Origin of the sequence: Micromonospora sp. CA-259024 (assembly GCF_050936255.1) — a bacterium.
Taxonomy (GTDB): Bacteria; Actinomycetota; Actinomycetes; order Mycobacteriales; family Micromonosporaceae; genus Micromonospora.
Genome location: NZ_JBNJND010000001.1, coordinates 2,646,027 through 2,671,132, shown reverse-complemented (window position 1 = coordinate 2,671,132; position 25,106 = coordinate 2,646,027). Strand labels below are relative to the sequence as shown.

At 69.6% G+C, this 25,106-nt stretch carries 23 protein-coding genes and 1 pseudogene; 14 read left to right on the top strand and 10 right to left on the bottom strand.

Annotation, left to right across the window (positions count from 1 at the left end):
- Nucleotides 1-213: 213 nt before the first annotated feature.
- The 6 genes and pseudogenes from ACQEUX_RS11560 to ACQEUX_RS11535 all read right to left on the bottom strand — a co-directional run bounded on the left by ACQEUX_RS11560 (nt 214) and on the right by ACQEUX_RS11535 (nt 6,235).
- On the bottom strand, nt 214-1,989 hold the full coding sequence (locus ACQEUX_RS11560) for a substrate-binding domain-containing protein (RefSeq protein WP_433045431.1): 1,776 nt from the start codon (nt 1,987-1,989) through the stop codon (nt 214-216).
- An 83-nt stretch (nt 1,990-2,072) separates the two neighbouring features.
- A complete protein-coding gene (locus tag ACQEUX_RS11555; RefSeq protein WP_433045428.1) occupies nt 2,073-3,335 on the bottom strand; it encodes a serine/threonine-protein kinase in 1,263 nt (420 codons plus the stop codon).
- Between the two features lie 263 nt (nt 3,336-3,598).
- Nucleotides 3,599-4,456 (bottom strand): SDR family oxidoreductase, encoded by an 858-nt coding sequence (locus ACQEUX_RS11550; protein WP_433045425.1) that lies wholly within the window; start codon nt 4,454-4,456, stop codon nt 3,599-3,601.
- 135 nt (nt 4,457-4,591) lie between these two features.
- A complete protein-coding gene (locus ACQEUX_RS11545) occupies nt 4,592-4,933 on the bottom strand; it encodes a TrmO family methyltransferase domain-containing protein (RefSeq protein WP_433049763.1) in 342 nt (113 codons plus the stop codon).
- Between the two features lie 74 nt (nt 4,934-5,007).
- A pseudogene (locus ACQEUX_RS11540) lies at nt 5,008-5,231 on the bottom strand (DUF4267 domain-containing protein); the annotation flags it as partial.
- 101 nt (nt 5,232-5,332) lie between these two features.
- Nucleotides 5,333-6,235, bottom strand: coding sequence for an NADP-dependent oxidoreductase (locus ACQEUX_RS11535; protein WP_433045422.1), 903 nt, complete (start codon nt 6,233-6,235; stop codon nt 5,333-5,335).
- A 106-nt stretch (nt 6,236-6,341) separates the two neighbouring features.
- On the opposite strand from ACQEUX_RS11535, the gene ACQEUX_RS11530 reads away from it, so the two are divergent.
- The gene (locus ACQEUX_RS11530) at nt 6,342-6,740 is read left to right on the top strand and encodes a winged helix-turn-helix transcriptional regulator (RefSeq protein ID WP_433045418.1); all 399 of its coding nucleotides are present in this window, start codon (nt 6,342-6,344) and stop codon (nt 6,738-6,740) included.
- Between the two features lie 213 nt (nt 6,741-6,953).
- Here ACQEUX_RS11530 and ACQEUX_RS11525 read toward each other — a convergent pair whose 3' ends face one another.
- Together ACQEUX_RS11525 and ACQEUX_RS11520 are read right to left on the bottom strand one after the other, a co-directional pair.
- Nucleotides 6,954-7,217 (bottom strand): DUF7161 family protein, encoded by a 264-nt coding sequence (locus ACQEUX_RS11525; RefSeq protein ID WP_433045415.1) that lies wholly within the window; start codon nt 7,215-7,217, stop codon nt 6,954-6,956.
- 89 nt (nt 7,218-7,306) lie between these two features.
- The gene (locus tag ACQEUX_RS11520) at nt 7,307-7,444 is read right to left on the bottom strand and encodes a hypothetical protein (protein WP_433045412.1); all 138 of its coding nucleotides are present in this window, start codon (nt 7,442-7,444) and stop codon (nt 7,307-7,309) included.
- A gap of 153 nt (nt 7,445-7,597) precedes the next feature.
- Here ACQEUX_RS11520 and ACQEUX_RS11515 point away from each other — a divergent pair, with 153 nt between their 5' ends.
- The 10 genes from ACQEUX_RS11515 (at nt 7,598) to ACQEUX_RS11470 (ending at nt 18,909) form a co-directional block, all read left to right on the top strand.
- The gene (locus tag ACQEUX_RS11515; RefSeq protein ID WP_433045409.1) at nt 7,598-8,674 is read left to right on the top strand and encodes an MFS transporter; all 1,077 of its coding nucleotides are present in this window, start codon (nt 7,598-7,600) and stop codon (nt 8,672-8,674) included.
- 442 nt (nt 8,675-9,116) lie between these two features.
- Nucleotides 9,117-11,096, top strand: a complete 1,980-nt coding sequence (locus ACQEUX_RS11510; RefSeq protein ID WP_433045406.1) for a potassium transporter Kup — start codon at nt 9,117-9,119, stop codon at nt 11,094-11,096.
- 171 nt (nt 11,097-11,267) lie between these two features.
- Nucleotides 11,268-11,594, top strand: coding sequence for a PadR family transcriptional regulator (locus ACQEUX_RS11505; RefSeq protein WP_433045403.1), 327 nt, complete (start codon nt 11,268-11,270; stop codon nt 11,592-11,594).
- Complete coding sequence (locus ACQEUX_RS11500) at nt 11,591-11,947, top strand: DUF1048 domain-containing protein (protein ID WP_433045401.1); 357 nt, start codon at nt 11,591-11,593, stop codon at nt 11,945-11,947. Before ACQEUX_RS11505 ends, ACQEUX_RS11500 begins: the two co-directional genes overlap by 4 nt.
- A 1-nt stretch (nt 11,948) precedes the next feature.
- On the top strand, nt 11,949-12,275 hold the full coding sequence (locus ACQEUX_RS11495; RefSeq protein ID WP_433045399.1) for a DUF1048 domain-containing protein: 327 nt from the start codon (nt 11,949-11,951) through the stop codon (nt 12,273-12,275).
- 325 nt (nt 12,276-12,600) lie between these two features.
- Complete coding sequence (locus ACQEUX_RS11490; RefSeq protein WP_433045397.1) at nt 12,601-13,128, top strand: carboxymuconolactone decarboxylase family protein; 528 nt, start codon at nt 12,601-12,603, stop codon at nt 13,126-13,128.
- A gap of 138 nt (nt 13,129-13,266) precedes the next feature.
- Nucleotides 13,267-14,601 carry an SWIM zinc finger family protein gene (locus tag ACQEUX_RS11485; protein WP_433045395.1) on the top strand — a complete coding sequence of 445 codons (1,335 nt, stop codon included), beginning with the start codon at nt 13,267-13,269 and terminating at the stop codon, nt 14,599-14,601.
- On the top strand, nt 14,598-17,147 hold the full coding sequence (locus tag ACQEUX_RS11480) for a DUF6493 family protein (protein WP_433045392.1): 2,550 nt from the start codon (nt 14,598-14,600) through the stop codon (nt 17,145-17,147). Before ACQEUX_RS11485 ends, ACQEUX_RS11480 begins: the two co-directional genes overlap by 4 nt.
- Nucleotides 17,148-17,382: 235 nt before the next feature.
- Nucleotides 17,383-18,312, top strand: a complete 930-nt coding sequence (locus tag ACQEUX_RS11475) for a carboxymuconolactone decarboxylase family protein (RefSeq protein ID WP_433045389.1) — start codon at nt 17,383-17,385, stop codon at nt 18,310-18,312.
- A 12-nt stretch (nt 18,313-18,324) separates the two neighbouring features.
- Nucleotides 18,325-18,909 (top strand): TetR/AcrR family transcriptional regulator, encoded by a 585-nt coding sequence (locus tag ACQEUX_RS11470; protein ID WP_433045386.1) that lies wholly within the window; start codon nt 18,325-18,327, stop codon nt 18,907-18,909.
- Nucleotides 18,910-18,985: 76 nt separating this feature from the next.
- On the opposite strand, the gene ACQEUX_RS11465 is transcribed toward ACQEUX_RS11470, so the two are convergent.
- Together ACQEUX_RS11465 and ACQEUX_RS11460 are read right to left on the bottom strand one after the other, a co-directional pair.
- Nucleotides 18,986-21,343 carry a HelD family protein gene (locus ACQEUX_RS11465; protein WP_433045383.1) on the bottom strand — a complete coding sequence of 786 codons (2,358 nt, stop codon included), beginning with the start codon at nt 21,341-21,343 and terminating at the stop codon, nt 18,986-18,988.
- A 134-nt stretch (nt 21,344-21,477) separates the two neighbouring features.
- The gene (locus ACQEUX_RS11460; RefSeq protein WP_433045380.1) at nt 21,478-21,975 is read right to left on the bottom strand and encodes a DUF1877 family protein; all 498 of its coding nucleotides are present in this window, start codon (nt 21,973-21,975) and stop codon (nt 21,478-21,480) included.
- Nucleotides 21,976-22,156: 181 nt separating this feature from the next.
- Between ACQEUX_RS11460 and ACQEUX_RS11455 the strand changes: the two genes are divergently transcribed.
- The 3 genes from ACQEUX_RS11455 (at nt 22,157) to ACQEUX_RS11445 (ending at nt 24,902) form a co-directional block, all read left to right on the top strand.
- Entirely contained in the window at nt 22,157-23,554 is a 1,398-nt protein-coding gene (locus ACQEUX_RS11455; protein WP_433045377.1) for an acyl-CoA synthetase, read from the top strand.
- A 441-nt stretch (nt 23,555-23,995) separates the two neighbouring features.
- Nucleotides 23,996-24,622, top strand: coding sequence for a hypothetical protein (locus ACQEUX_RS11450; RefSeq protein WP_433045374.1), 627 nt, complete (start codon nt 23,996-23,998; stop codon nt 24,620-24,622).
- Complete coding sequence (locus tag ACQEUX_RS11445; RefSeq protein WP_433045371.1) at nt 24,588-24,902, top strand: hypothetical protein; 315 nt, start codon at nt 24,588-24,590, stop codon at nt 24,900-24,902. The genes ACQEUX_RS11450 and ACQEUX_RS11445 overlap by 35 nt, the downstream gene beginning before the upstream one ends.
- Nucleotides 24,903-25,106 lie beyond the last annotated feature (204 nt).

Genomic DNA, 25,106 nt, shown 5'->3' with positions numbered 1-25,106 from the left:
TGACCGGGTGGCCGGGGTGGCGCTCCCGCGCCAGCCACCCCGGTGCGGGCTCGCCCCCGCGTACCTGAGAATCGTCGGCGATTGGCAGGACCGCATCCTCTTCCAACGCCTCACGGACCGCTGGCCCCTCTCCCTGCGTGGGTCTGTGGCAGACCCTTGAGCAGGGCGGCCTCGGTGACGCGATCGCCCGGCCCAGTCGCGCCAGGGAGAGCGTCAGAAGCTGCTGACCAGCTTCACGAACGCCTCGTCGATCTTGGCGGGATCGGTGGCGTCGAAAGCTTTGCCCGACGATGCCTTGGCGATCCGGTCCAGGGTGGCGAAGTCCGACTCCCGGTCGAACGCGATGCAGAACACCTTCACCGGACGCTGCGGGTCCAGGGCGACCTCGGCGAGCAACCGGGCCAGGTCGTTGTCCCGGCTGTACTCATTCTTGCCGTCGGTCAGCACGACGACCGCGTTGATCCGCTGCGGGTCGTACCGGTCGAGCAGCTCTCGGTGTGCGGCCCGGACCGTCGCGTAGAGCGCGGTGCCACCCTCGACATGCAGGCCGGCGATCTTGCTGGTGATCCGCTTCTGGTCGAACTCGCCGAGAGGGGACTCCTCCCGGTATGGGCTTTTCGGCTGATTCTTGGTCTCCGAGGAGAACGACCAGAGTCCCACCCGGTCTTCGGTGTTGAGCAGCGCGAGGGCCTTGCCCGCCGCCGCCGACGCGACCTGGAAACGGGTACGGGTGCCGACCTTCGCCAGCATCGACCCCGAGGTGTCCAGGGCGATCAGGATGTTGGCCTTCTTGCGGAGCGTGCGCCAGCCGTCCAGCATCGCGCCGACCACCTCCGGGTTCGGGGGCTCGAAGTAGGTCAGCCCGCCGGTGGGCTCGGCGCCGACGCTGGCGAGCAGCTCCGCCGAGGCGCGGCGCTCGTGGTCCCGGAAGCCGAGGCGGGCGAAGCTCTCCTGCTGGGCGTCCATGGTCAGGAATTTCTGGAAGTCGGCCGCTGCCGCGCGCTGCCGCTCATCGGCCGACGGCAGCACCACGAACGGGTGGTCCAGGTTGAACGTGCCCTCCCTGGGATGGACGGCGACCAGCGGGACGTTCGGCCGGCGGCCCCGCTCCTGCCCGTCCTGCCGAGGGCTCAGCGCGCCCGTGTTGTAGAGGTCCACCAGCTCCTCCTGCAGGACGATGGCACTCATGTCGTCCGTACTGCCCGCACCGCCGGCCAGGTCCGCCTCGGCGAGGCTGCGCAGCAGGTCGACCGAGTCGTCGCTGTAGTGCGACACGTTGGCCTCGATCCGGCGGACGAACTGGGTGACCGCGGGGTCGGCCAGGTCGGACTGGGTCAGGTCGCTGGACCGTTGCACCGCCGCGTAGTAGGTGGCGATGGTCGCCGCCAGCCCGGAGGTGGACAGGTTCGGGTTGTCCTTGCCGAAGGTGAAGCGGCCCCATTCCGGCTTGCCGAAGCCCGCCCACCCGTCGCGCCCGGAGAGGCCCAGGATCTCCCCCCAGCCCAGCGACCCGCGCTGGCGTACCAGCTCGGCCTTGGGCTGCGGCATCGCGATCACCAGCGGGCTGTTGGCGATCGACGGGTAGCGGTCCGGGGTCTGCAGCTCTCGCCCGGCGGCCTCGTCGAGCAGCCGGAGCTGGCCGGTCCACAGGCTCGACGTCGGCAGCCAGACCTGTGGTTGCGGCAGGCCGGTGTGGGTCCAGCCGGTAGCCAGCGCCTCGGTGGCCTTGCCCGAGTTCAACGCGCTGACGTGCACCTGGGCGCAGCCACCGCCATCGATCGACCGGTCGCTGCGGTTGTAGCGCTCGGCCAGGTCGACCAGCAGTGCCGCCTTCTCGGTGGAGGAGTTGACCTGGAGGGTGGTGGCGCAGTCGTTGCCCGCTTCGCGCTGCCGGACGAACACGAACGCCCCGGCGATGACCACCAGCCCGGCGGTGACGGCGGCGGTGTACGGCAACCACTGCCGCGTACGCGTAGCGGATGGGGCCATCGGGACGTCCTCCTCGGCGGGCGGCTGGTGGCAGTCAACCTATCGATCCGGCGCCAGCCGGCGACCCCGACCCACCGCACCGGTCACTCGCGGTCGGACGGTCCTCCGACCGCCGCCGCGACCAGCAGCCGAACCAGGTAGACCACGACGAAGGCGACCGCCCCGACCGCGGTGGCCGGGCCGACCGCGCTCGACGCGACGTAGCCGGCGGCGGCGCCGGCCGAACCGAGGAAGATCGCGGTCGAGATGCCCCAGGCGTCAAGGGCCTCACTACGCAGCCGCCGCAACGCGCCGCCACCTCCACCGACGCCGGGCTCCGTCACCGGCAGGTGTGCTGGTTGGGTCGGCCGGGCCTGGGTCGGCACCGTCGGCCGGGTCGGCATCTGCGGCTGCGTCGGGCGTGACTGTGGAGCCGCCGGCGTGACCTGGGGCAGCGGGTGGTTCGGCGTCGGCGCGCCCGCGGTCTCGTTGCCGACCTCGAGCAGGTTCTCCCGACGAAGCGGATCGGTGACCCTGCCGTCCTGCCGGAGCAGCCGCACCAGCACGCGCTCGGCACCCGGCCGGTCCGCCGGATCCTTGGCCAGGCACTCCCGGATCAGCTCGTCCAGAACGGGCGGCAACGCAGGCAGCTCGGGCGGATCGTGCAGCACCCGGTGCATCACGGCGAAGAGCGAATCATTGCCGAACGGCGGCCGACCACCGGCGGCGAAGGCGATCGTGGCCGCCCAGGCGAAGACGTCGCAGGGCGGACCGACCGCGTCGTTGCGGAACCGCTCGGGCGCCATGTACGCGGTGGTCCCCATGACCCGGCTGGACGCCGTCTCGGTGACGCCCAACGCGCGGGCGATGCCGAAGTCGATCACCCGAGGACCGTCCTCGCCCAGCACCACGTTGTCCGGCTTCAGATCGCAGTGCACCACTCCGGCACTGTGGATCGCGGCGAGCGCGGTGACGGTGCCGACCGCGAGCCGGTGCAGGGCGTTACCGGTCACCGGACCGCGCTCGCGGACGTGCCGGTGCAGGGTCAGGCCCTCGATGAACTCACTGACCACGTAGGGCCGCTCGCCGTCCACCTCGGCGAAGAGCACCTGCGCGGTGCAGAACGGAGCGACCCGGCGTGCGGCGGCGATCTCCTTCACGAACTGCGACCGCGCCCGTGGATCACTCAGATCGACGTTGACCATCTTGACCGCGACCCGGTCACCGGCGTCGTCCTCACCGAGATAGACGACCCCCTGCCCACCCGCGCCCAGCCGGCCGACCAGCCGATACGGGCCGGCGGTGACCGGATCGTGCGTCCACAGTTTCGCCAACCCTGGCACCGGCGTGCCGGCCAGTTCTGACATCCCGACTCCATCAGTGTCGTGCCCGGCCACCGGCGGCGCAGGACACGGCCATCGTGCCATGTCCGCCGCCGGTGACCGAGGACGTTCGACCATGGGCCGAGGTCGAAGGAGGACCTCCTTGCCGGCGGCAACGACGACGAACCGGGTGAGCACGATGGGCCTCGACGTCACGGCGCGATCCTGGTCGCAACCGGTTCCTTGCGTCTCAGCTCGGCTGATCCCTTGGGCATGCTCAAAAAGCGAGGAGCATGTCGCGTACCTGCTCACGCGACGGTGTGATGACCCGCCTTGATCACCTGGTCATACTCGCTGCGTCGGGCGTCGTAGGCGGATTCCAGGAACGCCTCCGAGTCGGGGCCGATCGGCAGCCGCAGCGGCGGCGAGTCCATCTGCCCGAGCCGCCACACCACGTCGGCGAAGAGTTCGGGGGAGTTGATTTCCGCCTTGGTGTTCATGCCGCGTAGCGCGCCGAGCATGCCGTCGTTGACCGGCGTGTAGTCGGCGATACGGTGCTCCGGCATCACCAGGTTGGCGCTGTAACCGGTGGCGAAGCCGCCCGGCTGCAGGATGGTCACCTTCACCCCGAAGTGCCCGGCCTCGGCGGCCAGCGACTCGGCCGCCCCCTCCACCGCGAACTTGCTCGCGGTGTACGCGGCGAGGCCCGGGAAGGGAACCATGCCGGCGACCGAGCTGACGAAGATGGCGTGTCCGCGGTGCTGCGCCCGCCACAACGGCAGCACCGCGCGGGTGAGCCGCCAAGGCCCGAACACGTTGGTGTCGAACTGCGCGACGAGCTCGGCGTCGGAGACCTCCTCGAAGGTGCCGAACTGTCCGTAGGCCGCGTTGTTGACCAGGACGTCGACGCCGCCGAAGGCGTCCACCGCCTGCTCGACGGCTGCCGCGCACTGCTCCGGACCCCGTACGTCGAGGGCGGCGGCCACCACGTTGCCCGGATGCCGCGCCACCAATGCGTCCAGGGTTTCCGGCCGCCGGGCCGTCGCCACCACCTGTTCGCCCTCGGCGGCGAGCCGGGCCGCGAGAGCCAGACCGAGTCCGCTCGAACACCCCGTGATTAACCAACGCTTCGTCATGCCCTCGGCCCGCCCTATCCATAGAGTCATATGGCGATTGCAGAGTGTCAGAGGCGGCGTGAGAGGTGAAGAGGACTCGACCGTCGTCAACCGGACGCGTCGGGTATCCGGCACGAAGCCCGGCCCGCCGTGTTGCGGGCCTCGGCTCCACCGTCAGGCACTCGCTTACGGCTGGAAGTACTCCGACATCAGGTGGCTGACCCATTCCGGCTGCTGGACGTTCACCGGCAGGAACTCGGCCATCGTTGGCTTCAGGTCGATGACGGGGGTGCCCGAGACCGCGTCGAGGCCGACCACCGTCAGCTGGCGGCCGCGCACGGATTCGATCGCACAGCACGTCACCCCGATGCGGTTCGGTCGGCGGGGACCGCGGCCGGCGAAGATGCCGACGGGCGGGAGGTCGGTGCGGCCGCGGTTCGGGCGGGGCTCGCGGTAGTCGTCGTGCGGCGGGAACTGGTCGAAGATGAACAGCACGTCGACGTGGGAGAAGTCCTCCAGCCCTTGCAGGCACGCGTCGCCGAAGCGTTGGCGGTGGCCCCGTGGATGCCGTACACGGCCGCCTTGGGCCCGTTGTTGCGGGACACGATCAGTGCGTCGCCGGTGGGTATGGCGGCGGCGGCCAGCATGAACCAGCCCAGCAGGTGCGGTGTCGCTCCAGCCAGCAGGATGAAGATGAAGATTCCCGAGGCATGTCGCGCACGGCCTTGACAGACAGCCAGGCCTGGAAGGTGTGGCTCTCGGTCGGCGTGCCGGGGATGCCGAAGCCGGCTGCGGCCTGTGGCGCCCGGAAGGCGTTGGCGCCCATGAGGATGCAGCCTGCGCCGATCAGTCCGGCGAGCCCGTTGGCGATGCGGCGTGGTCACCGTGGGGCGTGTCAGTTGATCGTGACGGCGGCGTGGCTGGGGGTCAAGGAACCATCACCACGCCGCCGCGGACGCCGCCTTTGGCCAGCCGGTCGTGAGCGGCCGCGGCGTCGGCGAAGGGGTACACGCCGGCGACCCGGAGCGGGATGTCGCCGCTGGTAACGAGTTTGACCAGTTCACCCAGCCGCGATCCGTCCGGTGACACCTCCAGCGCGAAGGTCCGGATGTCCCGCACCGGTTCCGGGCGTAACGGAGGCGACGCGGCCACGTAGCCGCCGCCGTCGCGGATGAGGCCCAGCAGCGAGGGGCCGATCACCGCCAGGTCGATGACCGCATCGAACGTCCCCGTCGGGTCGTCGGAGCGCGACAGGAATGCCGCGCCCAGCGACTCCACGAACGCACGGTCGTCGGTTCCGGCGAGTCCCGTGGCGTGCAGGCCGGTCGCGCGAGCCAGCGCCAGGACGAACCCGCCGACCTGCCCGGCGGCGCCGGTGACGAGCACGGTCGAACCCGCCGGGAGCGCGAGCAGGTCGAGGGCCTGGGCAGCGGCGAGGCCGTTGGTCGGCAGGGTCGCCGCCTCGGTGGCGGGGACGCCGGCGGGCGCGGGGGTCAGCCAGGCAGCGTCGAGCACCACGTACTCCGCGTGGGCACCGACCGTGGTTTGCAGCCATGGCGAGAAGCCGATGACCTTGTCGCCGATCGTGAAATGCGCGACTGCCGGGTCGACCGCGTCGACGGTGCCGGCCACATCCCAGCCGGGCGTGTACGGCAGACCGGTCGGCAGCGGGGCCGGGAACCGACCGGAGCGGATCATCAGGTCGACCGGGTGGACGGCGGACGCGGCGACCCTCACCCGTACCTGCCCCGGCCCCGGCTCGGGCACCGGCACGTCGGCCACGTGCAGGACCTCCGGCCCGCCGAACTGTGCATAGCTGACTGCGCGCATCGCTGTCTCCTTGGTGGGCTCTCGTGATCACCAAGAACGTACGAATCAGCGGGCACCATGAGAAAGTAGGTACCGCGAAGTACCTAGGGCACGGATTGAGGGCAAGATGGCGACGACGACCGCGGCACAACGCCGCGAACAGGCCAAACGCGACTACGACGCGTTCCTGGAACGGTGCCCGACCCGCGAGCTGCTGAGCAGGCTTACTGACAAGTGGGTCGCACTGGTGATCCCAGCCCTCGCCGACGGCCCGCAGCGGCACAGCGAACTCGCCGGCCGCATCGCCGGCGTCAGCCAGAAGATGCTCACTCAGACCCTGCGCGCGCTGGAGCGCGACGGTCTGGTCACCCGCACGGTCACCGCCTCGGTACCGGTCCGCGTCGACTACGAACTCACTCCGCTCGGCCATGAACTGTTTCCGGTCATGGTCGCGATCAAGAACTGGGCGGAGATGCACATGGACCGGGTATTCGAAGCCCGCACCCAATTCGACGCACGCCCCTAAACCTCCGCAGAGACGGCGCAACATGTCCGCCCATCGACAGATCCGGAAGCGGCGCGGGCTTTCAGTCGCCAACCGGGGCGCGCGGCGCGCTGGCACCAGCGCGCCGCATGGGGTGGCCCTGCCGAGCGACACACTGTAGGGGCCATGGCCGCGGCCCCAGACAATTCGGACCACTGCCGTCGGTTGATCTCGATGGTCGGTGGTCCATCGTCCTCACGTCTCCGACACGTCCTCGCAGAGCGCCAACTGGTCGAACACGACCAAGGCTATGCGCGTCGGGTCGTCCTGTGGGTGCACCCGCAGGGTGTGATGTGGGTTTGGTTCATCATCAAGGATGACGACCGTTTCGATCCCGGCCGGTAGTCCGGCGGGCCAGTCGATTTCATCGGTGGGTTCCTTGACGAGGACGCGGGCGAGTCTTCCTTGCAGACCCGTCTGGTCGTAGCGCAGCCGCGTGAGGCCCTGGTCTTCACTCATGTGCTGGGCTCTCCTTCGTCTTCGGAATGTCGCATCGCGGGCAGACCTCCTGCAGCCTCTGAACCAGAACCCGGCGGTGTCGGCGATCGTCAACCAGACCGCCGCCGCAGATCGTGCAGATACATCCCGATGGACGAGATGTTCTCAACGGCCTGATCATCCCTGGTCGACGCAGACGTCGACAGATGCACCGCCGCCCGCATCCGGTCACGCAGCTCCAGCTTCACCAGGATGCGGAGTCTTCTGTGCGGGGTGCGGGGGCGGCGACGTGCTCGACGAGTCGGCAGGTGACCATCGGCGCGCCACCAACTGGCCGGCCGCCACGACCCGTACGCCCCCTCGGGCCAACGCCGGTCTCGCGAGCGGGTATATTCGCCGGAGTGACTGCGCCCTTCCCCAGCACCGCGAACCAGGTTCCTCCGTACGGTTCAGGCTCCGTGGTGGCCGCTAGTGATCGGCCGCACGCGTTCCTCCCAGTCTGGCTGCTGATCGGGCCGACACTCGCCGCGTCGCTGGGTGCCTTCCTGCTTGCCGTCACCGTCGGGTCGCAATGGGTTGGGATCCAACGGGACATGGACCTGCCGAGCTCGGCGGTCCTTTGGATCTTCGTCGCCTACCTACTGCCGGCCGCACTGGCGGTTGCGGTCGGCGCTTTGGTCGTCCGACGGTGGCCGACTGCCGGCACGTTGCTCGCGATCGTGCTGCTGGTTTTCGGATCGCTGCTGACGGCGCTGGCCCCGGGCGGTGGTGTGCTGTTAGTCGGCCGTGCGGTGACGGGGTTCGGGGCCGGACTGGCGTGGGGCGTCACGGCCATGCTGGTGGCGCAGATGGGGGCACGACGCGTGTGGGTGACGCCCCTCGTCGCCGGCGCGGTGGTGCTGGCGCTGGGTCTGGGGCCCGTGGCAGGGGTGCTCCTGGGGCAGGCGGTCGGTTGGCGATGGCCGTTCATGCTGGCCGTGCCCTTTGGGGCGGTGGCGTTGCTGGTCACCACGGTGAGCGGAATCGTCTTGCTGATGCAGCGTGCGTCCCGGCCGGCTCAGCCTCAGGCTACGTCCAGTCAGACCGCGACCGCCTCGACAGGCCAGCCAGCTGATTCCGGGACGGCGAATGAACGCGGCACAGCAGCGGGGCTGCTGCTGGTGACCGCTGGTGACGTCCAGCAGCTGACGACACCCTTCTTCGGGATGGATCTCGTGCAGGAGGTGGCCCGCCTGCTCGGCTCGGCGAACATACGATCCACCAGGCTTGGCACCGACCTGACCCTGTGGCACGCCGAGGACAGCCCGGGTCGATCCCGACCAGGGCAGCCCAACCCCACCGCGAGCCAGCTCGCCGCCGAGCACGGCGCGCCGCCGGTCACTGGCCCCGCGATCATCACCGGCCCGGTTCTGCACGGCAGCCCCTACCCCCTGAACGCCGATGAGGCCGACCGGATCGCGACCCGCCTGCGCGGCTAGCGGGCGGTATGGGCTAGGGACCGTCGATCGGACGGGCCAGGCGTTGCGATACCGTCAAGGCGCCCACACCGGCGTCGAATAGTCCGCGTCCGGCGGCTGTCGATGCTCCGCAGGGCCCCACGAATCCAGGGAGATACCGATGCCGGAGCCTGAGCCCGTCCAAGACGCCCACGAGGCGGATACCGACACCTCAACCACGGCCGAGACCGACCAGCCTGCCGTTCACGCGAATCGGGCTGCCCGACGCGCGAAGGGCAAGGTCGCCTCGCCTCAACCGTACGGAAAGGGTCAGCACCTCGGCGGACGGGGCTCGGTCCAGAGCCCGCGACAGTGGGGTAACCGCCGAAGCGGCTGATCCGTTGATGGAGGTTCTTCAGCGCCAGCGTGACCAAAGTTCGGAGTCCGGGGTAGGACCGGTCGTCTGGGTTGGTATGCCTGTGAGGTGGCGGAGCGTCCGGACGATGAGCGGCCCGAAGCAGACGGCGACAGGGCGGCGGAGGATGGTGGGACGCCCTCTCAGGCATCGCTGGCCGGGCACCGTACGGCGCGGCTCGGGTTGCTGCTGGGCGCGTTGGGGGTGGTGTACGGCGACATCGGTACCAGCCCGTTGTATGCGCTGAAGACGGTCTTCACCCTCGACCGGGGCCTGACACCAGACGCTCCCGACGTGTTCGGGGTGATCTCGTGGGTCTTCTGGTCGATCATCCTGGTCGTGTCGGTCAAGTACGTCATTTTCATCCTGCGGGCCGACAACGAGGGCGAGGGCGGGGTCATGGCCTTGGCCGCCCTCGCCCGAAGAGCTTTGCTCAACGTCAGTGAAAGGCGCGCCGCGACCGTGCTGGCGCTTGGAGCGCTCGGCGCGGCCCTGTTCTACGGCGACAGTGTGATCACCCCGGCGATCTCGGTGTTGTCGGCGGTGGAAGGGCTGGAGGTGATATCCCCGCGCTGGGAGGTGGTCGTGCTGCCGGCGTCGGCGGTGATCCTTACCCTGGTGTTTGCCATCCAGCGGTGGGGCACCGGACGGGTCGGGGCCGTGTTCGGGCCCATCATGCTGCTCTGGTTCACCTGCCTGGCCGTCGCCGGCGCTGCCGAGGTGATTCGTCACCCGGGCGTTCTGGCCGGGCTGTCACCGACGTACGCGGCCCTGTTCGTCGTCGACCACCCGATGATCGCGTTCATCGCGATGGGTGCTGTGGTGCTGGCGATCACCGGCGCCGAAGCGCTCTACGCTGACATGGGGCACTTCGGTCGCGCTCCCATCCGCCGAGCCTGGTTCGGGGTCGTCTTCCCCGCTCTGACGCTGAACTACCTCGGCCAAGGCGCATTGATCGTTCGGGCGCCGGAGAGCCGGGACAATCCGTTCTTCCTGCTGCTACCAGCCTGGGCGCAGCTGCCGATGGTCGTTCTGGCCACCGTTGCCACTGTGATCGCGTCCCAGTCGGTGATCTCCGGAGCGTTCTCAGTCTCCCGGGAGGCCATGCGGCTGGGCTTCCTGCCGCACCTGCGCATCCGCCAGACCTCACGCCACCAGTACGGACAGATCTACGCCCCAGGCGTGAACTGGAGCCTCTTCGCCGCAGTCCTGGTGGTCGTGTTCGCGTTCGGCTCCTCCACGAACCTTGCCGCCGCCTACGGGGTCGCGGTCACCGGCACATTCCTGATCACCACGACCCTCTTCCTCGTCGTCGCGCGAGCGCTGTGGCACTGGACCACCTGGCGGCTGGTGCTGTTCGGGCTCGTCTTCGGCAGCCTCGAGCTGACCTTCTTCATCGCGAACCTGGCCAAGGTCACCCATGGCGGTTGGCTGACGCTGCTCATCGCGATCATCCTGTTCACGGTCCTGCTGACCTGGCGACGCGGAGCCCAACTGGTCACCGCCAGGCGGATCGAACGGGAAGGACCTCTCCCCGACTTCATCGACACCCTGCACGCCACGAACGTCCCCTGGGTGCCGGGCACCGCGGTCTTTCCCCACCCGAACAAGGCGACCACGCCTCTTGCGCTGCGCGCGAACGTCGCGTACTACCACGTCCGGCACGAGAAGATCGTGATCATTACGGGCCGCACGGCCAACGTCCCGCACATCCCCTGGGACCAGCGCCTCACCATCGATGACCTCGGCGACCCGAACGACGGCATCATCCACATCGACGCTCTCTTCGGCTTCCAGGACCCCACCGACTTCCCCGAGGTACTTCGCCGCGCCGCCATCCACCCCCTCGCCGAAGGAATCAACCTCGACCCCGACCAGGTCACCTACTTCATCTCGAGGATCACGCTGCGGTGCACCCGCCAGCCCGGCATGGCCATCTGGCGTAAGCGCCTGTTCATCGCCCTCGCCCACAACGCCGCGAGCCAGGCCGAGTTCCTCCACCTGCCCGAGGAGCGCACCGTCGTCCTCAGCGCCGAAGTCGCTGTCTGAACCTCAAGCTGCTTCGGTGGTGTGGGTGGCCGGAGGGCGAGCGCCCATGGCGACGATCCAGGCCGAGGAACTGATCGACGCGCTACTCGGCACTACCGTATAGCGGTACTCGGTGCTACGGTATAGCGGTACTCAGTAATACCGAGTACCAGGGACCGAAGAGGAGCCGCGATGGACGACCTGACGGAGATGCTGAAGGGCACGCTCGAGGGCTGCGTGCTCGAAATCATCGGCAGCGAGGAGACCTACGGGTACGCCATCACGCGTCGGCTGAACGAGCTCGGCTTCGCCGACGTCATCGAGGGGACGGTGTACACCATCTTGCTGCGACTGGAGAGGAACGGGCTCGTCCAGGTGACGAAACGACCATCCGAGGTGGGCCCGCCGCGCAAGTTCTACGCGCTCAACGACGCCGGGCGCAAGGAACTCGCGACGTTCTGGGCGAAATGGCAGTACGTCTCATCACGCATCGACAGGCTCAGGGAGGGGGCGAGATGAGCTTCTGGGAGACCATCACCGGCAGCGATCTCACCAGCGAATGGAAGGCGTTCGAAGCCCGGGCAGAAGCATTGCCGGCCGACTACCAGGCGGCATGGGAACAAATCAAGGGCAACCTCTACCCCTACGCGGGCTTCACAGGTCGCAACCTGACCCCGATCCTCGACGCCGCCCTGGGGCTGCTCGAAGAAGCATCGGCGGACGGGCAGCGCATTCACGAGGTGCTCGGGGACGACATCCCAGGCTTCTGTACGGCGCTGGCCGGCGGAGAGGGAGCCCGGACCTATCGCGACCGCTGGCGCGAGCAGTTGAACAGGAACGTCGCAAGGAAACTGGGCCGGCTAGGAGGCTGACGTGGGCATCCAAGACATCATCGAGGGCAAGAAGCAGTGGCGGGCGCACGTGGCTCGGGTCAAGGCGCTTCCGCCGGACTACCAGATCGTCTACAAGGAGATGCAGAAATACCTGTTCAAGGTCGGGCCGATCGACCTGCCTGACGGGCCCCTGCTCCCCGGGATCGTCGACTTCTTCGAGGAGGGCGTCGTGGCCGGCAAAGGGGTCTTGGAACTCGTCGGCAACGACGTCGCCGCCTTCTGCGACGACCTGGTCAAGGACTCGCGCACCTATGCGGACGTCTATCAGGAGTCCATCACCGGCAACCCCCACACGGGCGAGAAGTAACACCCCTCGTCAACATGCCAGCGGGCGTAAGCCCGTACGACGCGCTGGCGAGCCGAGTAGCTCGCCAGCGCGTCGGCAGATCCACGTTCCCCTGGGGCATGCCGTCAACGAGAGCGCAGACCGGCAAAGACCGGGCGAGTTGACGGCACCCTGGGGCAGCAGCCCGAGCGGCCATCTTCTTCACCAGACCGCCGTGGCGGCAGGTCGTTGGTCACCACTTGCGCTTTCCCGAATGCCGGTCCGGTAGCTGGCGGCGATCGGATAATGGTCCGTGAGGCCTGATTTGCCGATTATGAGAGGAAAATAGTTGAGCCGCCTACCGTACGTGAACCCTGCCGACGCGCCAGCGGCGGTCCGCGAGGCGCTGCAGGCCGCGCTTCCTCTGAAGTTCTTCCGCGTGATGGCCAACGCCGAGACGGCGTTTCCGGACTGGATGCGCTGGGGAGGCACGCTGCTCAAGGACCTAGCCCTCGATCCGCTGCTCCGCGAGATCGCGATTCTGCGAGTTGCCGGGCTGAGCGACGTCAGGTATGAGTGGGTTCAGCACGAGCCGATCGCCCGCTCCGTCGGCGCCACAGACGCGATGATTCACGCGCTTGGGCGCGACGAGATCGAAGCCGATTGTTTCTCGGCAGACCAGCGGCTCGTCCTGCATTTCACGACCGAAGTCGTCCGCGACGTCCGCCCCTCCGACGAAACCGCCACCGCACTGACAGGGCGACTCTCCCCGCGGGAGGTGGTCGAACTCCTGATGGTGATCGGGCAATACATGATGATCGCCCGTGTCGCCGCAGCAACCGACCTGGAACTCGACGAGCCGATGGGCGCCGGCGTTTACGGTGCCACCGGTTGATGGCAAAGGCTCCTGCACGTCCTTGACGCGCACCGCGACGAACAACCGATGCCGAGGCCCAGCAAATGCTCTACAGCCGGGGGGAGGCACGGGCGACAGCCGGAACGGATGTCGGTCGGTCGCTCTACGGTGTGCGCCGTGAACGCCGTCCAGACGTACCGGTATCTCCAGCCGTCCGCCATGCGCGCCGCGGGCCTCGATCTCCAGACCAGCGGCGGCCCGGCGGCCAACCCGCGCTTCTTCTCCGGCTTCCTCACCACACCAGCGGGTGCGGCCGCCGGCCTGCTCGCCGTGGCCGAAGTAGCTCGCACCCGCTACTACCAGCCGGTCAGCCCCGCCAGCCTGGACCCGGTGGTGACCGGAAGCCGGGAGCGGCTGCGCTTCGAGTCCTTCTCCGGCTGTTGCGGCGTGTACGCCCGGATGGACGTGATCCCGGCCGGCTTCGACGGCGACATCGTCGGGCACGGCACCACCAACGTCGACGTCAACCCGCCGCTGCGGGAGGCTCTCGCCCGGGTGGGTGGGATCGAGCCGCTGCACGTGGCGGTCGGCCCGGATGACCTCACCGTCTCCACGATGGAGGGCGCGGTGGTGGAGCGAAAGGTTCCGTTGCCGGGGCGCTGGTTGCGCGGCTTCGCGGAGGTGCAGGTGCTCACCGCCGGGTTCGAACCGCGCGCCGAGATCCCGGCCGTCGAGGCTGCTGCGTTCCTGCGCCGCCTGCCCGGGGCTGGCAACCGCTCGGTGCTCTGGGCGGTGCCGGCCGGGCGTACTCTCCGGCTGACCTCGCGGCCGGCACCGGGGGCCGTTTGTCTGGCTGGCGCGGGGCGGCTCGCGGCGCTGCGCGGGCTACTCCGGCACGCGAGCACCCTACGGGTGTACGGGCCGACAGTGAACAGCGGTTCTCCGGCTGTGTCGAGCACGTGGGAGCTGGACACGGGGTCGCTGCGGCTGTCGCTGACACTCTCTCCCGAACCGTACCGGGGGTTCTCCGGCGAGGGGGCCGCCCTGCTCGCGCTCGCCGGTGACGAGGTCATCGACGACGCCGAGCTGGTCGGCGCCCTGCTCTCCTGGGACCCGACGATCGATGTCGCCGCGCTGGCCGACGCGTCTGGTCTGCCCGACGACCGGGTCCGCGCGGCCCTGGCCCAACTCGGCACCGCCGGACGAGTCGGCTATGACGTCGCCGAGGTCGCGTACTTCCACCGGGTGATGCCCTACGACGCCGGCCGGGCCGAGCGGGACAACCCCCGCCTGGTCGGCGCGCGCACGCTGGTGGAGCAGGGCGCGGTCCGCCGGGACGGGGAGCACGCCTGGGTACGCAGCGGCGACGAGGAGTACCGGGTACGCCGGCTGCCCGACGGGAACTTCACGTGCTCGTGTCGGTGGTGGGCGAAGCATCGGGGGCAGCGCGGCCCGTGCAAGCACGCCCTCGCGGTGTCCATGGTCGTGGCACCGGTGGAGGTGGGGGCATGACCGACTTCTTCGAGTCGCTGGTCCGGGGCGATGTCGCCGCGGTCCGGTCTGTGCTGCACGCGCTGGACGAGCCGGCCCGGCGGGCGCTCGGCGACGAGCTGATCGACCACGTCCGGCGTCGGCGGGACAACTGGTGGTGGGGGAAGGAGGCGACCGCGTTGGCGGTGGCCGCCGTGGGCACGCTGAGCACCGCGGCGAAGGCCGCAGCGCTGCTCGGCCGGCGCTCGGTCATGCTGCGCGACGCCGACCCCGAGCCGGTGATCGCCGAAGCCCGGCAGCGAGGCGTGATCTCGTTGGCCGACTTGGCATTCCGGCTGGCCGAGCGACTGCGCCGCAGCCAACCGTGGGAGGGCTGGCACTTCACGGCCGGGCTGCTGCTGGCGGAGAAGGTGGCGCCACCGACTGGGGACGCGTTCGTCGTCGGCTGGGCGCACGCGATGTGGTGGCAGCGGCCCCACGGAGCGCAGCAGCACACACCCCTGCTCGATCGGCTGCGCGCCGACCCGTTCCTGGACGTGCTGCTGCCCCGCCTGTTCGAGGTCGACGGGGTCGGCGCTGAACTGTCCTTCGGCGGCGACGGGCAGGCGGTGCCCCGGGTGCTGGCCGAGCTGACGTCGGAGGGGCGGCTCGACCGGACGGCGCTGCTGGATGGGGTGATAGGCCGGCTGCTGCGCGGGGACCGACCCGGCGCGCTGCGTCCGTTCCTCGCCCTGCACGAGCAGCTTGGACCCACGTCGGACGAGGTGGCAGCGCGGGGGAGCGCGTACCTGCGGCTGCTTGCCGACGGACCGGGGCCGGTGGCCGGCCTGGCGCAGCGGGCGCTGCGTGCCTCGGGCGGCGACGTGGAACTCGAGTCGGTGCTGGACACCGCGCGGGTCGTGCTGGGACGGCCCGAGAAAGCGCTGGTGCGGGCGCAGCTGTCCTGGCTGGACCGACTGGCCCGGCAAAACCCCGAGCGGGCAGCCGACATCGGCGAGGTCCTCGCGTCGGGTGTCGAACACCCGGCCGCCGACCTGCGGGACCGCGCGGCGGCGCTGGCGCAGCGGCACGGTCATCGGCCGGTCGCCACGGTCACGGTGGCGGTGGCCGGCGACGAACTGCCTCCGCCGATGTCGCCCCCGCTCGCGCCGCCGCCGATCACCGAGGTGGACGAGTTGGTCGAGGAGGTCTCCGGGCTGATCGCTCGGCGCTGGCCCGCGCCGGCCCTGGAACGGGTCCTCGACGGGCTGGTCCGGCTGGGCACCACCGAACGGGACCGGCTGGCGACCGCCCTGCTGCCGGTGTTGCGACGCGGACAGGTGGGCGCCTACGACCACATCTGGGCCGTGTTCAACCTGTCGGTCCAGCTGCACGGCGTCCTGCTGGCCGCTGCTGCGCCGGCCGAGGCTGCCATGCGGCGCGACCAGTGGTCCGGCATCCTCAGCCAGTCGCTGACCCGGACGTTGCGCCCGTTTTGGGACCGGCCGGCGGTCGAGCCGCCCCGCCAGTCCGCGCTGACGCTGGTCTACTGCGCCCGGCTCGCGGAGATCGGGCAGCGGCTGGACGGGCGGGACGACCCTGGGCTGCTGGCCGCCCCGACGTCCGCCACCGGGACCGTCGACCCGACCGCGCTCTACGAACGGCTGGCCGCCCTCGGCGATCGCCCAGTCTGGCGATGGGATCTCACCCAGGCTCTGCTGCGGCTGCCCGTCGGCGTGGACGAGGTGTTGGCGGCCCGCGCCGCAGCGCTCGGCACCATGGCCGGCGACGAACTGGCCCGCTGGCTGCGCGGGGACGTCCTACCGGTGCCGGTCCACCGGGTGGTCACGGTTGACCGCCGTGAGCGCAGGGGCACCTACGACTTCGGCTACGACCGGCTGCCCATCCGGCGCACCGTCGTCGCCAGCAGCCCGCCCGAGGGCGCGGCGGACCCGCTCGGACTGCTCACCGTGCCGGCGCAGATGGACGGACACGGGCACGGCGGCTGGGAGGACCTGTGGCCGGCGCTGCTGCCGGGGCACCGGGGTCTGGTCGCTGCCCACCTGCTGCCCGCGTTCGCCAGCGCAGCGCAGGAGGACGCCCAGGAGGCTGCCACGATCCTGCCGATGCTCGCCGAGTGCACTGGCACGGGCGGCCCGGCGCTCGACCTGGCGTTGGCGTACGGGCTGTGCGCCCGGCACGAGGTGGACCGGGTGGCCGCCCTCGACGCCCTGCTGATGCTGGCGGCCTCCGGTGAGCTGGACGCCCCAGGCGTCGGTGGGCAGTTGGGCGCGCTGGCGGCGGACAGCCAGGTGACGCTGACCCGAGCGGCGACGCCGCTGCGCGACGCAGTCTCGGCCGGCGCGCGACTGAGCGTCTGGCGGTTGCTCGCCGCCGCGCTGCCACCGTTGCTGGCGGCCCCGACCCCACCTCGCGGCACGCCCGACCTGCTCACCCTGGCGGCCGAGACGGCCAGCGCGACCGGTGTACCGATCGAGGTGCCGGGGCTGGCCGACATGGTGGCGCGCGGCGGCACGAGCCGGCTGGTGACCGAAGCCCGCAGGCTCGCCACTGCGCTGGCCGCCTGAGCCGCTGATTCACCCCCAAAGCCCTGCCTGCGGCTGACAACGTGCGGGCCTCGGCGTCGCTGGCCGACGCCGAGGGCGAGGCAGACGCCCTTGGAGCGCATGCCACCGGTGGCAGTGGGCTTGATAGCGCGCAGGTGCCAACCAGTAACGGATTGTGAGGCAGAACACTGATAAGCGGACCCGCGTGTCCGCTACGGTTTAACGGACACGCAAGTCCACTTACAGGAGGTGTCACATGGCAAACGTCCGCATCAGCGACGCACTCCTCGCTGTAGCCCTCAATCCGACCGAGGACCTCGAAACGGCGCTCGACAGGTACTACGCCCCCGGCTACGTCCACCGGGCTGAAGGCCGGGAACTGGACTGGGCGGCGTTCCGTCAGGTGGTCGTCGCCGTCCGCGGTCAGATCCGCGGCGGCACGGTCACGGTGCTCGACGAGGTGGTCGACGGCGACCAGTACGCGGAGCGCCACCGCTACCGGATCACGATGAACGACGGCACGACCGCCCAGAAGGAGGTCGTCGTGTTCGGCCGGTTCGCGCCGGACGGCCGCTTCGCCGAACTCGCCGAGACGGGCGTCGACATCGGCGAGAACTCCACCTCGGAAGGCCCGCGGCTGCCGGATCCGGACCCGGCGACCATCCCCCAGGAGGTCAGCACCTTCCTCAACGCGCTGCCGCCCGACCCGCAGGTCAAGATGCTCACCCACTCGACTGGCACGGTGAAGCCGTTCATCCAGTTCGCCCGGACCCTGTTCACCGGGCTCGAACTGCCCGAACGAACGCGGGAACTGGTCATCCTCACGACCGCCGAGTACACCGACTGCGACTTCGTCACCTCCCAGCACGTGCCGATGGCCCAAGCAGCCGGCGTCAGCGACGAGACCATTCGGCTCATCGGAGAGCGCCGGCTCACCGATCCGAGCCTCACCGCGCACGACAGCCTGGTCCTGCGTTTCACCGCCGAGATCACCCAGCGGCCGACAGTGAGCGACGAGCTGTTCAACGAGGCCCGCGAGCACCTCAGTGACCGTGAGATCGTCGAGGTCATCCAGGTCGCCGGCTACTACTGGACTTTTGGCCGGGTCAGCACCGTGCTGCAGGTGCCGGTGACCCAGGTCTACGGCGAGGAGACGGTCATCAAGCTCGATCCCGAGACGGCCTGAACAGCAGCGACGGTGTGGGAGGCTGACACGGTGACAGAGTCGCGATCCGCCAGTGCTGCCCACACACACCGGCGCTCCGACGCCCGTCGTAACCAGCAACTGGTCGTCGCCGCAGCCCAGGAGTTGTTCGCCGAGCACGGCCTCGGGGTGACAGTGCCCCAGGTCGCTGCTCGGGCGGGCGTCGGACGTGCCACCGTCTATCGCAGCTATCCGACCAAGGAAGACCTCGTCGCGGCCGTTGCCGGTGAGCATTTCAACCGGCTGGAATCTCGGGCACGACAGGCGCTGGCCGCGCCGGACGCGTACCGCAGCCTGAACGAATACGTCCTGGCTCTTTTCGACGAACTGGCCCGCAACCGCGGCCTGGCCACCGCCTTCTTCGAGGCGCGCCTACCGTCGGCCGGAAAGCTGCTCGACCTCGTCGGACTGCTACTGCAGAACGCCGTCAGCTCCGGCCAGGTGCGGCCCGACGTCGGCGTACGTGACGTGCGGGTCGTCCTCTGCGGCGCGGTCCGTCAGCTGATTGTGCTTCGGGAATATGACCCAGAAGTCTGGCACCGGTACGCGATCCTCGTGCTCAACGCGTTCCGTGTCTGACCGGGTTGCCGGGCAGCAGGAGCAACGGACATCGGCCGCCCTCGACGGTGGTCGGCGCGACGATGGTGGTGGCTACTCACCCCTTTACCCCGGGCTGTGGCGATTGCTGCGTGAGGATCAGCTGTCCGAGTTCCTGGGTGCATCGGGTGAGCGCGACGTAGAGGCCGTTCCAGCCGCGCGGTTCAGCGGCGATGCCCTGGGGGTCGACGAGTAGCGTCGCGTCCCATTCCAATCCCTTGGACTGGGTCGCGGTGAGCACCGGCACATCGCTCAGCACGGCGAGGAGTTCGGCGATGCGGTCGGCGGGGGCGATGACGCCGACCGTGCCACCATGCCACCGTTGCTGCAGCTGTCGCACAGCCTGGGCGGCGGCCCCGGCAAGCTCGGCGGACGGGATCGTGAGTTCCCAGGGGGCGATGCCGGAGGAGCGCACCGCCCGTGGCGGCGCGTTGTGGCTGCCAGCTTCCTTCAAGACCGGTTCGGTGAGGTCCATGACCTCACGCGGGGTCCGGTAGCAGATGGTGAGTTCCGCGGCGGTCCAGTGGTCTCCGAAAGCAGCCTGCACCGCTTGTGCCCAGCTGGTGTGCCGGTGCGCTGCCTCCGCCTGGTCGATGTCACCGACGGCGGTGATGGAGCGACTGGGACAGCGCCGTAGGACCATCTGCCACTGCATCTCGGACAGTTCCTGCGCCTCGTCGATGACGACGTGGCCGTACACCCAGCCACGCTGCCGGCGAGCGCGGTCGGCGACGAACTCGCCCTGCGGTTGTGGGGTTTCGCCCTCGCCGAGCAGGTCGGCGAGGGCGTCGAGCAGGGGGATGTCGCTCGATGCCCATGGCGCGGGCTCGGCCGAGACCGCGGCGATCTCCTGCGGGGACAGCTGTGGGGCGAACCGGGCCAGCAGGGTGCGGTCGGTCAGGAGATCACGCAGCAGGGCCTCGGCGTCGAGGGTGGGCCACCATGCCTCGATGAACCGGGCGATGGTGGCGTTCTCGGCGATACGATAACGGAGGTCTTCGATCTCTTCGTCGGAGAGCAATCCGTCGATGTCACTGCCGGTGGGTGTCCTGCCGGGCTGGTGGTCGTTCCGCATGCCCTTGTCGACACGGGCGAGGATGTCCTCGAAACCCTCCTCCATCTCGTTCATCAGCGCCTCGCGCTGCTCGACGACGGCTTCGGCAAGGAGGTGGTGCAGCTGCTCGGCGAACGCCGCGCGGGCGCGATGGTACGGGCGTCCCTGCACCGCCGAGGCGAGTGCCTGTGCCACTGTTGCGGCGGTGATGACGGAGAACTCGCCCTCCCAGCGCAGCTTCAGCTCTTGGGGTCGGGGGAGCAGCGACGTGACGTAGCTTTCGAGCGCGGGTTGCCAGAGGGCGCGGCCCTTGATTTCGGCGAGAAGCCGGCTCTCGTCGCGGCGCACGTGGATCTCGCTCAGCAGAGTGTCGCAGGTCGCCGAGACGACGGCGGTCTCACCGAGCGCGGGCAGCACCTGGGCGATGTACTGGAGGAACCGTGGCGAGGGGCCGAGGACCAGGACCGCTTGGTCGGCCATCTTTCGGTGCGCGAACAGCAGGTAGGCGACGCGGTGCAGAGCAACCACGGTCTTGCCGGTGCCAGGGCCGCCCTGAACGATCAGCGGGCCGGTCGCCTCGGCCCGGATGATGTCGTCCTGTTCGCGTTGCAGCGTGGAGATCGCCGTCGACATGCGGCCGGTACGCCGCTGGTCGAGGGCGGCCAGGAGAGCGCCTTCACCGACGAGTTCCGCCGTTATGGTCCCGTCCAGTGGCTCGTCGTCCACGCCGACGACAGTCGATCCCGTCGTGCGTATGTGACGACGCCGTGCCTGACCCTGTGGGTCGACAGCCGTCGCGGTGTAGAACGGCCGGGATGCGGGAGCGCGCCAGTCCACCAGCAGTGGCTCACTGTCCTCGCCGTCGTTGCGGAGACCGACCCGGCCGACGTGTCGTACGGTGCCATCAAGGCCGTCGAGGCGGCCGAAGACCAGCCCTTCCCGTGCTCGCCGTAGCTCTTCGTACTGCTGGCGGAGCATGCGCTGCCGGGCCCGTTCCAACGCGTCCAGGGCCTCCGACGAAAGCTCGGCCTGCAGGTGGTCGGCCAGCCTGTCGCGCCGGGCCGTGGCCAAGTCGAGAAAGTCCTGTTCCTCGGCGACGGCGGATCGGCGTGCGGCCTTCTCTGCGGTATCGGTCGGCGGTTCGCCGTTCGGTGTTACCTCGTTGATGCCAGCAGTGCCGTTGTTCGGAGCAGAATCCCGGCGCATTCGCAAATCCCTGTATTGGTGTTCCCCTCGGCCCTGATGGGCCGCAGTGTATTCCGGCGGCAAGCATAGAGCTGGCTTCTCCTCACCGGCCAGGAACTCCGTCGGCAGAGATGGGAATCTCAATGCCTTGAAGTTCCGGGTCGCTTGTGGCCTCACCCAATCGTGATTCGCTTATTGACAGTTCGGCCCTTATCTGATCTGCATGATGCCCACCGTGGCGCTGCTCGCGGGAGGGAGCCCCGTTGCGCGTCGAGCGGCTCGGTCGTTCTGCGCCGCGTTGCCTGACGCGCCTAATACCAAAAAGCTTTGATCACGGTACGTCCCGATAGCGCGGCTCGTTCGTAGAAGGTGCGCAGGTCGTTGTGGTAGCCGAGGAAGATGTTCTTGGCCGCGTTCTTGTCCTCCCACCCGATGTACGGCTGGGAGGGCTCTGTCCCCGCCGTCTGCCAGCGTTCGTCGAACGAAACGGTCCGGAGGAACTCCGCTACCCCACGCACCTCGGCCGGGTTGAGGAGGACGAACGGCGGTTGGTCCTTTGTCGGGCTGTGTATGTGACGGCCGCCGAAGACCGGCAGGGTGCTGGCGGCATTCGTGGCGTCGCCGTGGTCCGCGCCCATGGTGTAGAGCTCGTGGACGTGCCCGAAGTCCTTCTCGATGGAATCGGCGATGCCGGCCGCGTACTCCTGCTGGTGGTCCTCCCAGGCGATCCACATGAAGTCATGCAGCGACGAGAAATCCTCTGAGACTTCGTTGGCGGCCGTGGCGCGCAGGTGCATGTGGAAGCTCACAGAGCTGCTACTCCTTGCCTTGACCTCGCTCGGGGCGGGCAGCTGATCAAAGCACCTTGGACACGCTGACAATGCCTCGGATGAACCGGCGTGGCTGGCCCTGGCCCGGAGCGGTCAAGGCGCCGGGGCTGACCTCGAACTGGCGGTCGTGCATGTGCCGCATCCGGCGTAGCCTCGGCGCATGCGTCTGCTCGCCGGTCTCGCCCGATCCGCTCCGGCCGTCGACGATCTGATTCGACTCGGACCGGTGACGATGTCCGCGGACCGTCTGCTGGGGTGCGCGGCCGCGGTGGCGGACGACCTGGACGGCGAACCGGTCGTCGCGGTGCACGCCACACCGACCGCCGAGACGGTGGTGGGGGTGCTCGGCGCGCTGCTCAGCGGTGCCGCCGTCGTACCGGTGCCGCCTGACTCCGGGCCCCGGGAGAGGGCGCACATCCTGCGCGACTCGGGGGCGGCGCTGCTGCTCGCTGGTGTGGGGGACGTACCGGCGGAGGTCGATGTCCGCCGGGTCGACCTGGGGCGTACCTCGGACACCCGGTATCCGGAGCCGGGGCCCGAGCGAACCGCTCTGATCATGTACACCAGTGGCACCACGGGCGCGCCCAAGGGTGCCGTCCTGTCGCACCGTGCGGTCGAGGCCGGCATCGACGCGCTCGCCGACGCCTGGGCCTGGACCCCCGATGACGTCCTGGTACATGGTCTGCCCCTGTTCCACGTACACGGTCTCGTGCTCGGCGTGCTCGGCGCCCTGCGGGTGGGCTGCCGGCTGCACCACACCGTACGACCGACGCCCGAGGCGTACGCCGCGGCGGGCGGCACCCTCTACTTCGCAGTGCCGACCGTCTGGTCGCGGATCTGCGCCCAGCCGGAAGCCGCCGCACGCCTCAGCTCGGCGCGGTTGCTGGTCTCCGGCAGCGCCGCCCTGCCCGCGCCGTCGTTCGAGCGGATGCGCCAGCTCACCGGCCACCGGCCGGTCGAGCGCTACGGCATGACCGAAACGCTGATCACGCTGAGCAATCGTGCCGACGACCCGTCTCGTCAGCCCGGCATGGTCGGCACGCCGGTGCCGGGCGCGGAAACCCGGGTGGTCGACGACGACGGGCAGCCGGTGCCCGCCGACGGTACGGCCATCGGGGAGTTGTGGGTTCGCGGTCCCATGCTGTTCGATGGCTATCTGGGCAAACCCGACGTCACCGCCCGGCTGCTGGACGACGATGGGTGGTTCCGCACCGGCGACATCGCGAGCGTGGCACCCGACGGCGCGCACCGGCTGATCGGCCGCCGGTCCACCGACCTGATCAAGAGCGGTGGTTACCGAATCGGCGCGGGGGAGGTCGAGGACGCGCTGCTGGCCCACCCGGGCGTCCGCGAGGCCGCGGTCGTCGGCACGCCGAGCGACGACCTCGGCCAGGAGGTCACCGCCTTCGTCGTGGCCGACCAGGTGACCGCGGCCGAACTCGTCGATTTCGTGGCGCGGACGCTGTCCGTTCACAAACGACCCCGGCAGGTCAGGTTTCTCGACACGCTGCCCCGCAATGCGATGGGGAAGGTTCAGAAACACCTGCTCGCCGGTTGACGCCGTGGCGAAGCCGCTGGCGCACCTGCCCACGAGGCTGGACCCGTGCGACCACCAGCGCAGAGGCTCGCGACCCGCAGACGTAGGACCTCACCCGCAGCAACGTCTCCAATCACCCCCCGGCGAGCGCTGCTGACCGGCGAAGAAGGATCGCCGCCCGGCAGGCTCGGCCCTCGATTCGCCCGAAGGCGCCGCACCGGACACATTGCGCGTGATCATCGGCGGTGCAAAGCTGGATCAATGGGCTGGTGGAATCGATTCCGACGCGGATCGCGTCACCCGCTGCGCCGGCCACCTCGGGGCGTACCGCCGGGCCCCTGGCCGCCCAGCCTGCGGGACCTGACCGGGGACGGGTCGTCGGTCGGGCCGGAGCTCCAGGCAAAGCTGTTGGCCCTGCTGCAGCGATTGGCGTCGGCCGGTTCCACCCACACACCCGAACCGGTGCAGGCAATCCGTGAGATAGTCCGGCGGCACGCGCCGGTGCCGGACGACGCGACCGCCGCGGTTTGGGCGGTCTGGCAGGCCATGCCGGAGCTGAACCTGATGGCGAACGCCCGGCAGCGCTGCCAGCACGCCGAATGCCTGCTCGGCACCCTGCGCGACATGGTGCTGCACGACGCCACGGACCCGGCGTCGGAGATCGGCGATCGGGATACCACCATCGCCGATGCTCTCCGGATCGAGGCGGAGCGGGTCGGTCGCGCACCGGTGACTGGTGAGGGTGAACACCAGGTCGGCTACCGGGCAGCGTACGCCGGATTCGTCAAGCAGATGGCGCATCGGGCGACGGAACTCGAGGGGACGCCGGAGCGCAACCCCCGCCGCGGCGTCCTGGCCACGGCTGCTCCGCCCGCAGAACCGGCCGATTCGCCCACCCCGGTGCTGGCAGCCCTACGCAACGCCGTGGCGGCACTTCCCCACCAGCGGGACGCTCGGCACGAGCGGTGGACGGCGCGGGTGACCCAGCGCCATCGAACCGTTGCACCACCCCGGCAGCCCGAGCGCGGACCCGACCGCCATCGGGCGGACGATTGTGGCCGACCTGCCGGAGCTCGACCGTCTCGATGACACGCTGAACCATCTCGAACGGGTGGAGGAGCAACTGGCCGCGACGCAGCGCCGGCTGGCGGCTCAGCGGGCGCACCTGACCGAGGAGGTGATCCGTTGGCGCAACACGCTTGCCCACGAACTGCGCCAGCAGGCCGACCACCACGTTGCCGCGACCGGCATCTCCCTCGACGCCGATTTCACAGCCGGCTTCACCCTGGCCAGCGACCAGATCGCCCGGCACCTGCGCGAGCGAGCCGACCGGCTCGCCGTCCCGGACCTACCCAAACCTTTCTGGTGACCCGGTCCAGAAGCGACACCTGACCGCGGAGCACCGTCAGTTCAGCGGCGACGGAGATCCGTCGCCAGCGGGCGCTCGCCTGTTGGATGCCTTCGTAGATGCGGTGGCGTACCGGCTCGGGCGTGTCCCGGCGGATGAAGACACCTACGCGTATGTTCGCGCTGGCGTCCTGGCCGAGCAGGTCCCGCACCGCTCGGGAGTACG

Bases quoted from the DNA above. Each gene is read 5' to 3' on its own strand.
- ACQEUX_RS11525 (WP_433045415.1), bottom strand. From the start codon at position 7,217: ATGAGTGAAGACCAGGGCCTCACGCGGCTGCGCTACGACCAGACGGGT.
- ACQEUX_RS11560 (WP_433045431.1), bottom strand. From the start codon at position 1,989: ATGGCCCCATCCGCTACGCGTACGCGGCAGTGGTTGCCGTACACCGCC.
- ACQEUX_RS11455 (WP_433045377.1), top strand. From the start codon at position 22,157: ATGCGTCTGCTCGCCGGTCTCGCCCGATCCGCTCCGGCCGTCGACGAT.
- ACQEUX_RS11550 (WP_433045425.1), bottom strand. From the start codon at position 4,456: ATGACTCTATGGATAGGGCGGGCCGAGGGCATGACGAAGCGTTGGTTA.
- ACQEUX_RS11500 (WP_433045401.1), top strand. From the start codon at position 11,591: ATGAGCTTCTGGGAGACCATCACCGGCAGCGATCTCACCAGCGAATGG.
- ACQEUX_RS11505 (WP_433045403.1), top strand. From the start codon at position 11,268: ATGGACGACCTGACGGAGATGCTGAAGGGCACGCTCGAGGGCTGCGTG.
- ACQEUX_RS11555 (WP_433045428.1), bottom strand. From the start codon at position 3,335: ATGTCAGAACTGGCCGGCACGCCGGTGCCAGGGTTGGCGAAACTGTGG.
- ACQEUX_RS11475 (WP_433045389.1), top strand. From the start codon at position 17,383: ATGGCAAACGTCCGCATCAGCGACGCACTCCTCGCTGTAGCCCTCAAT.
- ACQEUX_RS11480 (WP_433045392.1), top strand. From the start codon at position 14,598: ATGACCGACTTCTTCGAGTCGCTGGTCCGGGGCGATGTCGCCGCGGTC.
- ACQEUX_RS11530 (WP_433045418.1), top strand. From the start codon at position 6,342: ATGGCGACGACGACCGCGGCACAACGCCGCGAACAGGCCAAACGCGAC.
- ACQEUX_RS11535 (WP_433045422.1), bottom strand. From the start codon at position 6,235: ATGCGCGCAGTCAGCTATGCACAGTTCGGCGGGCCGGAGGTCCTGCAC.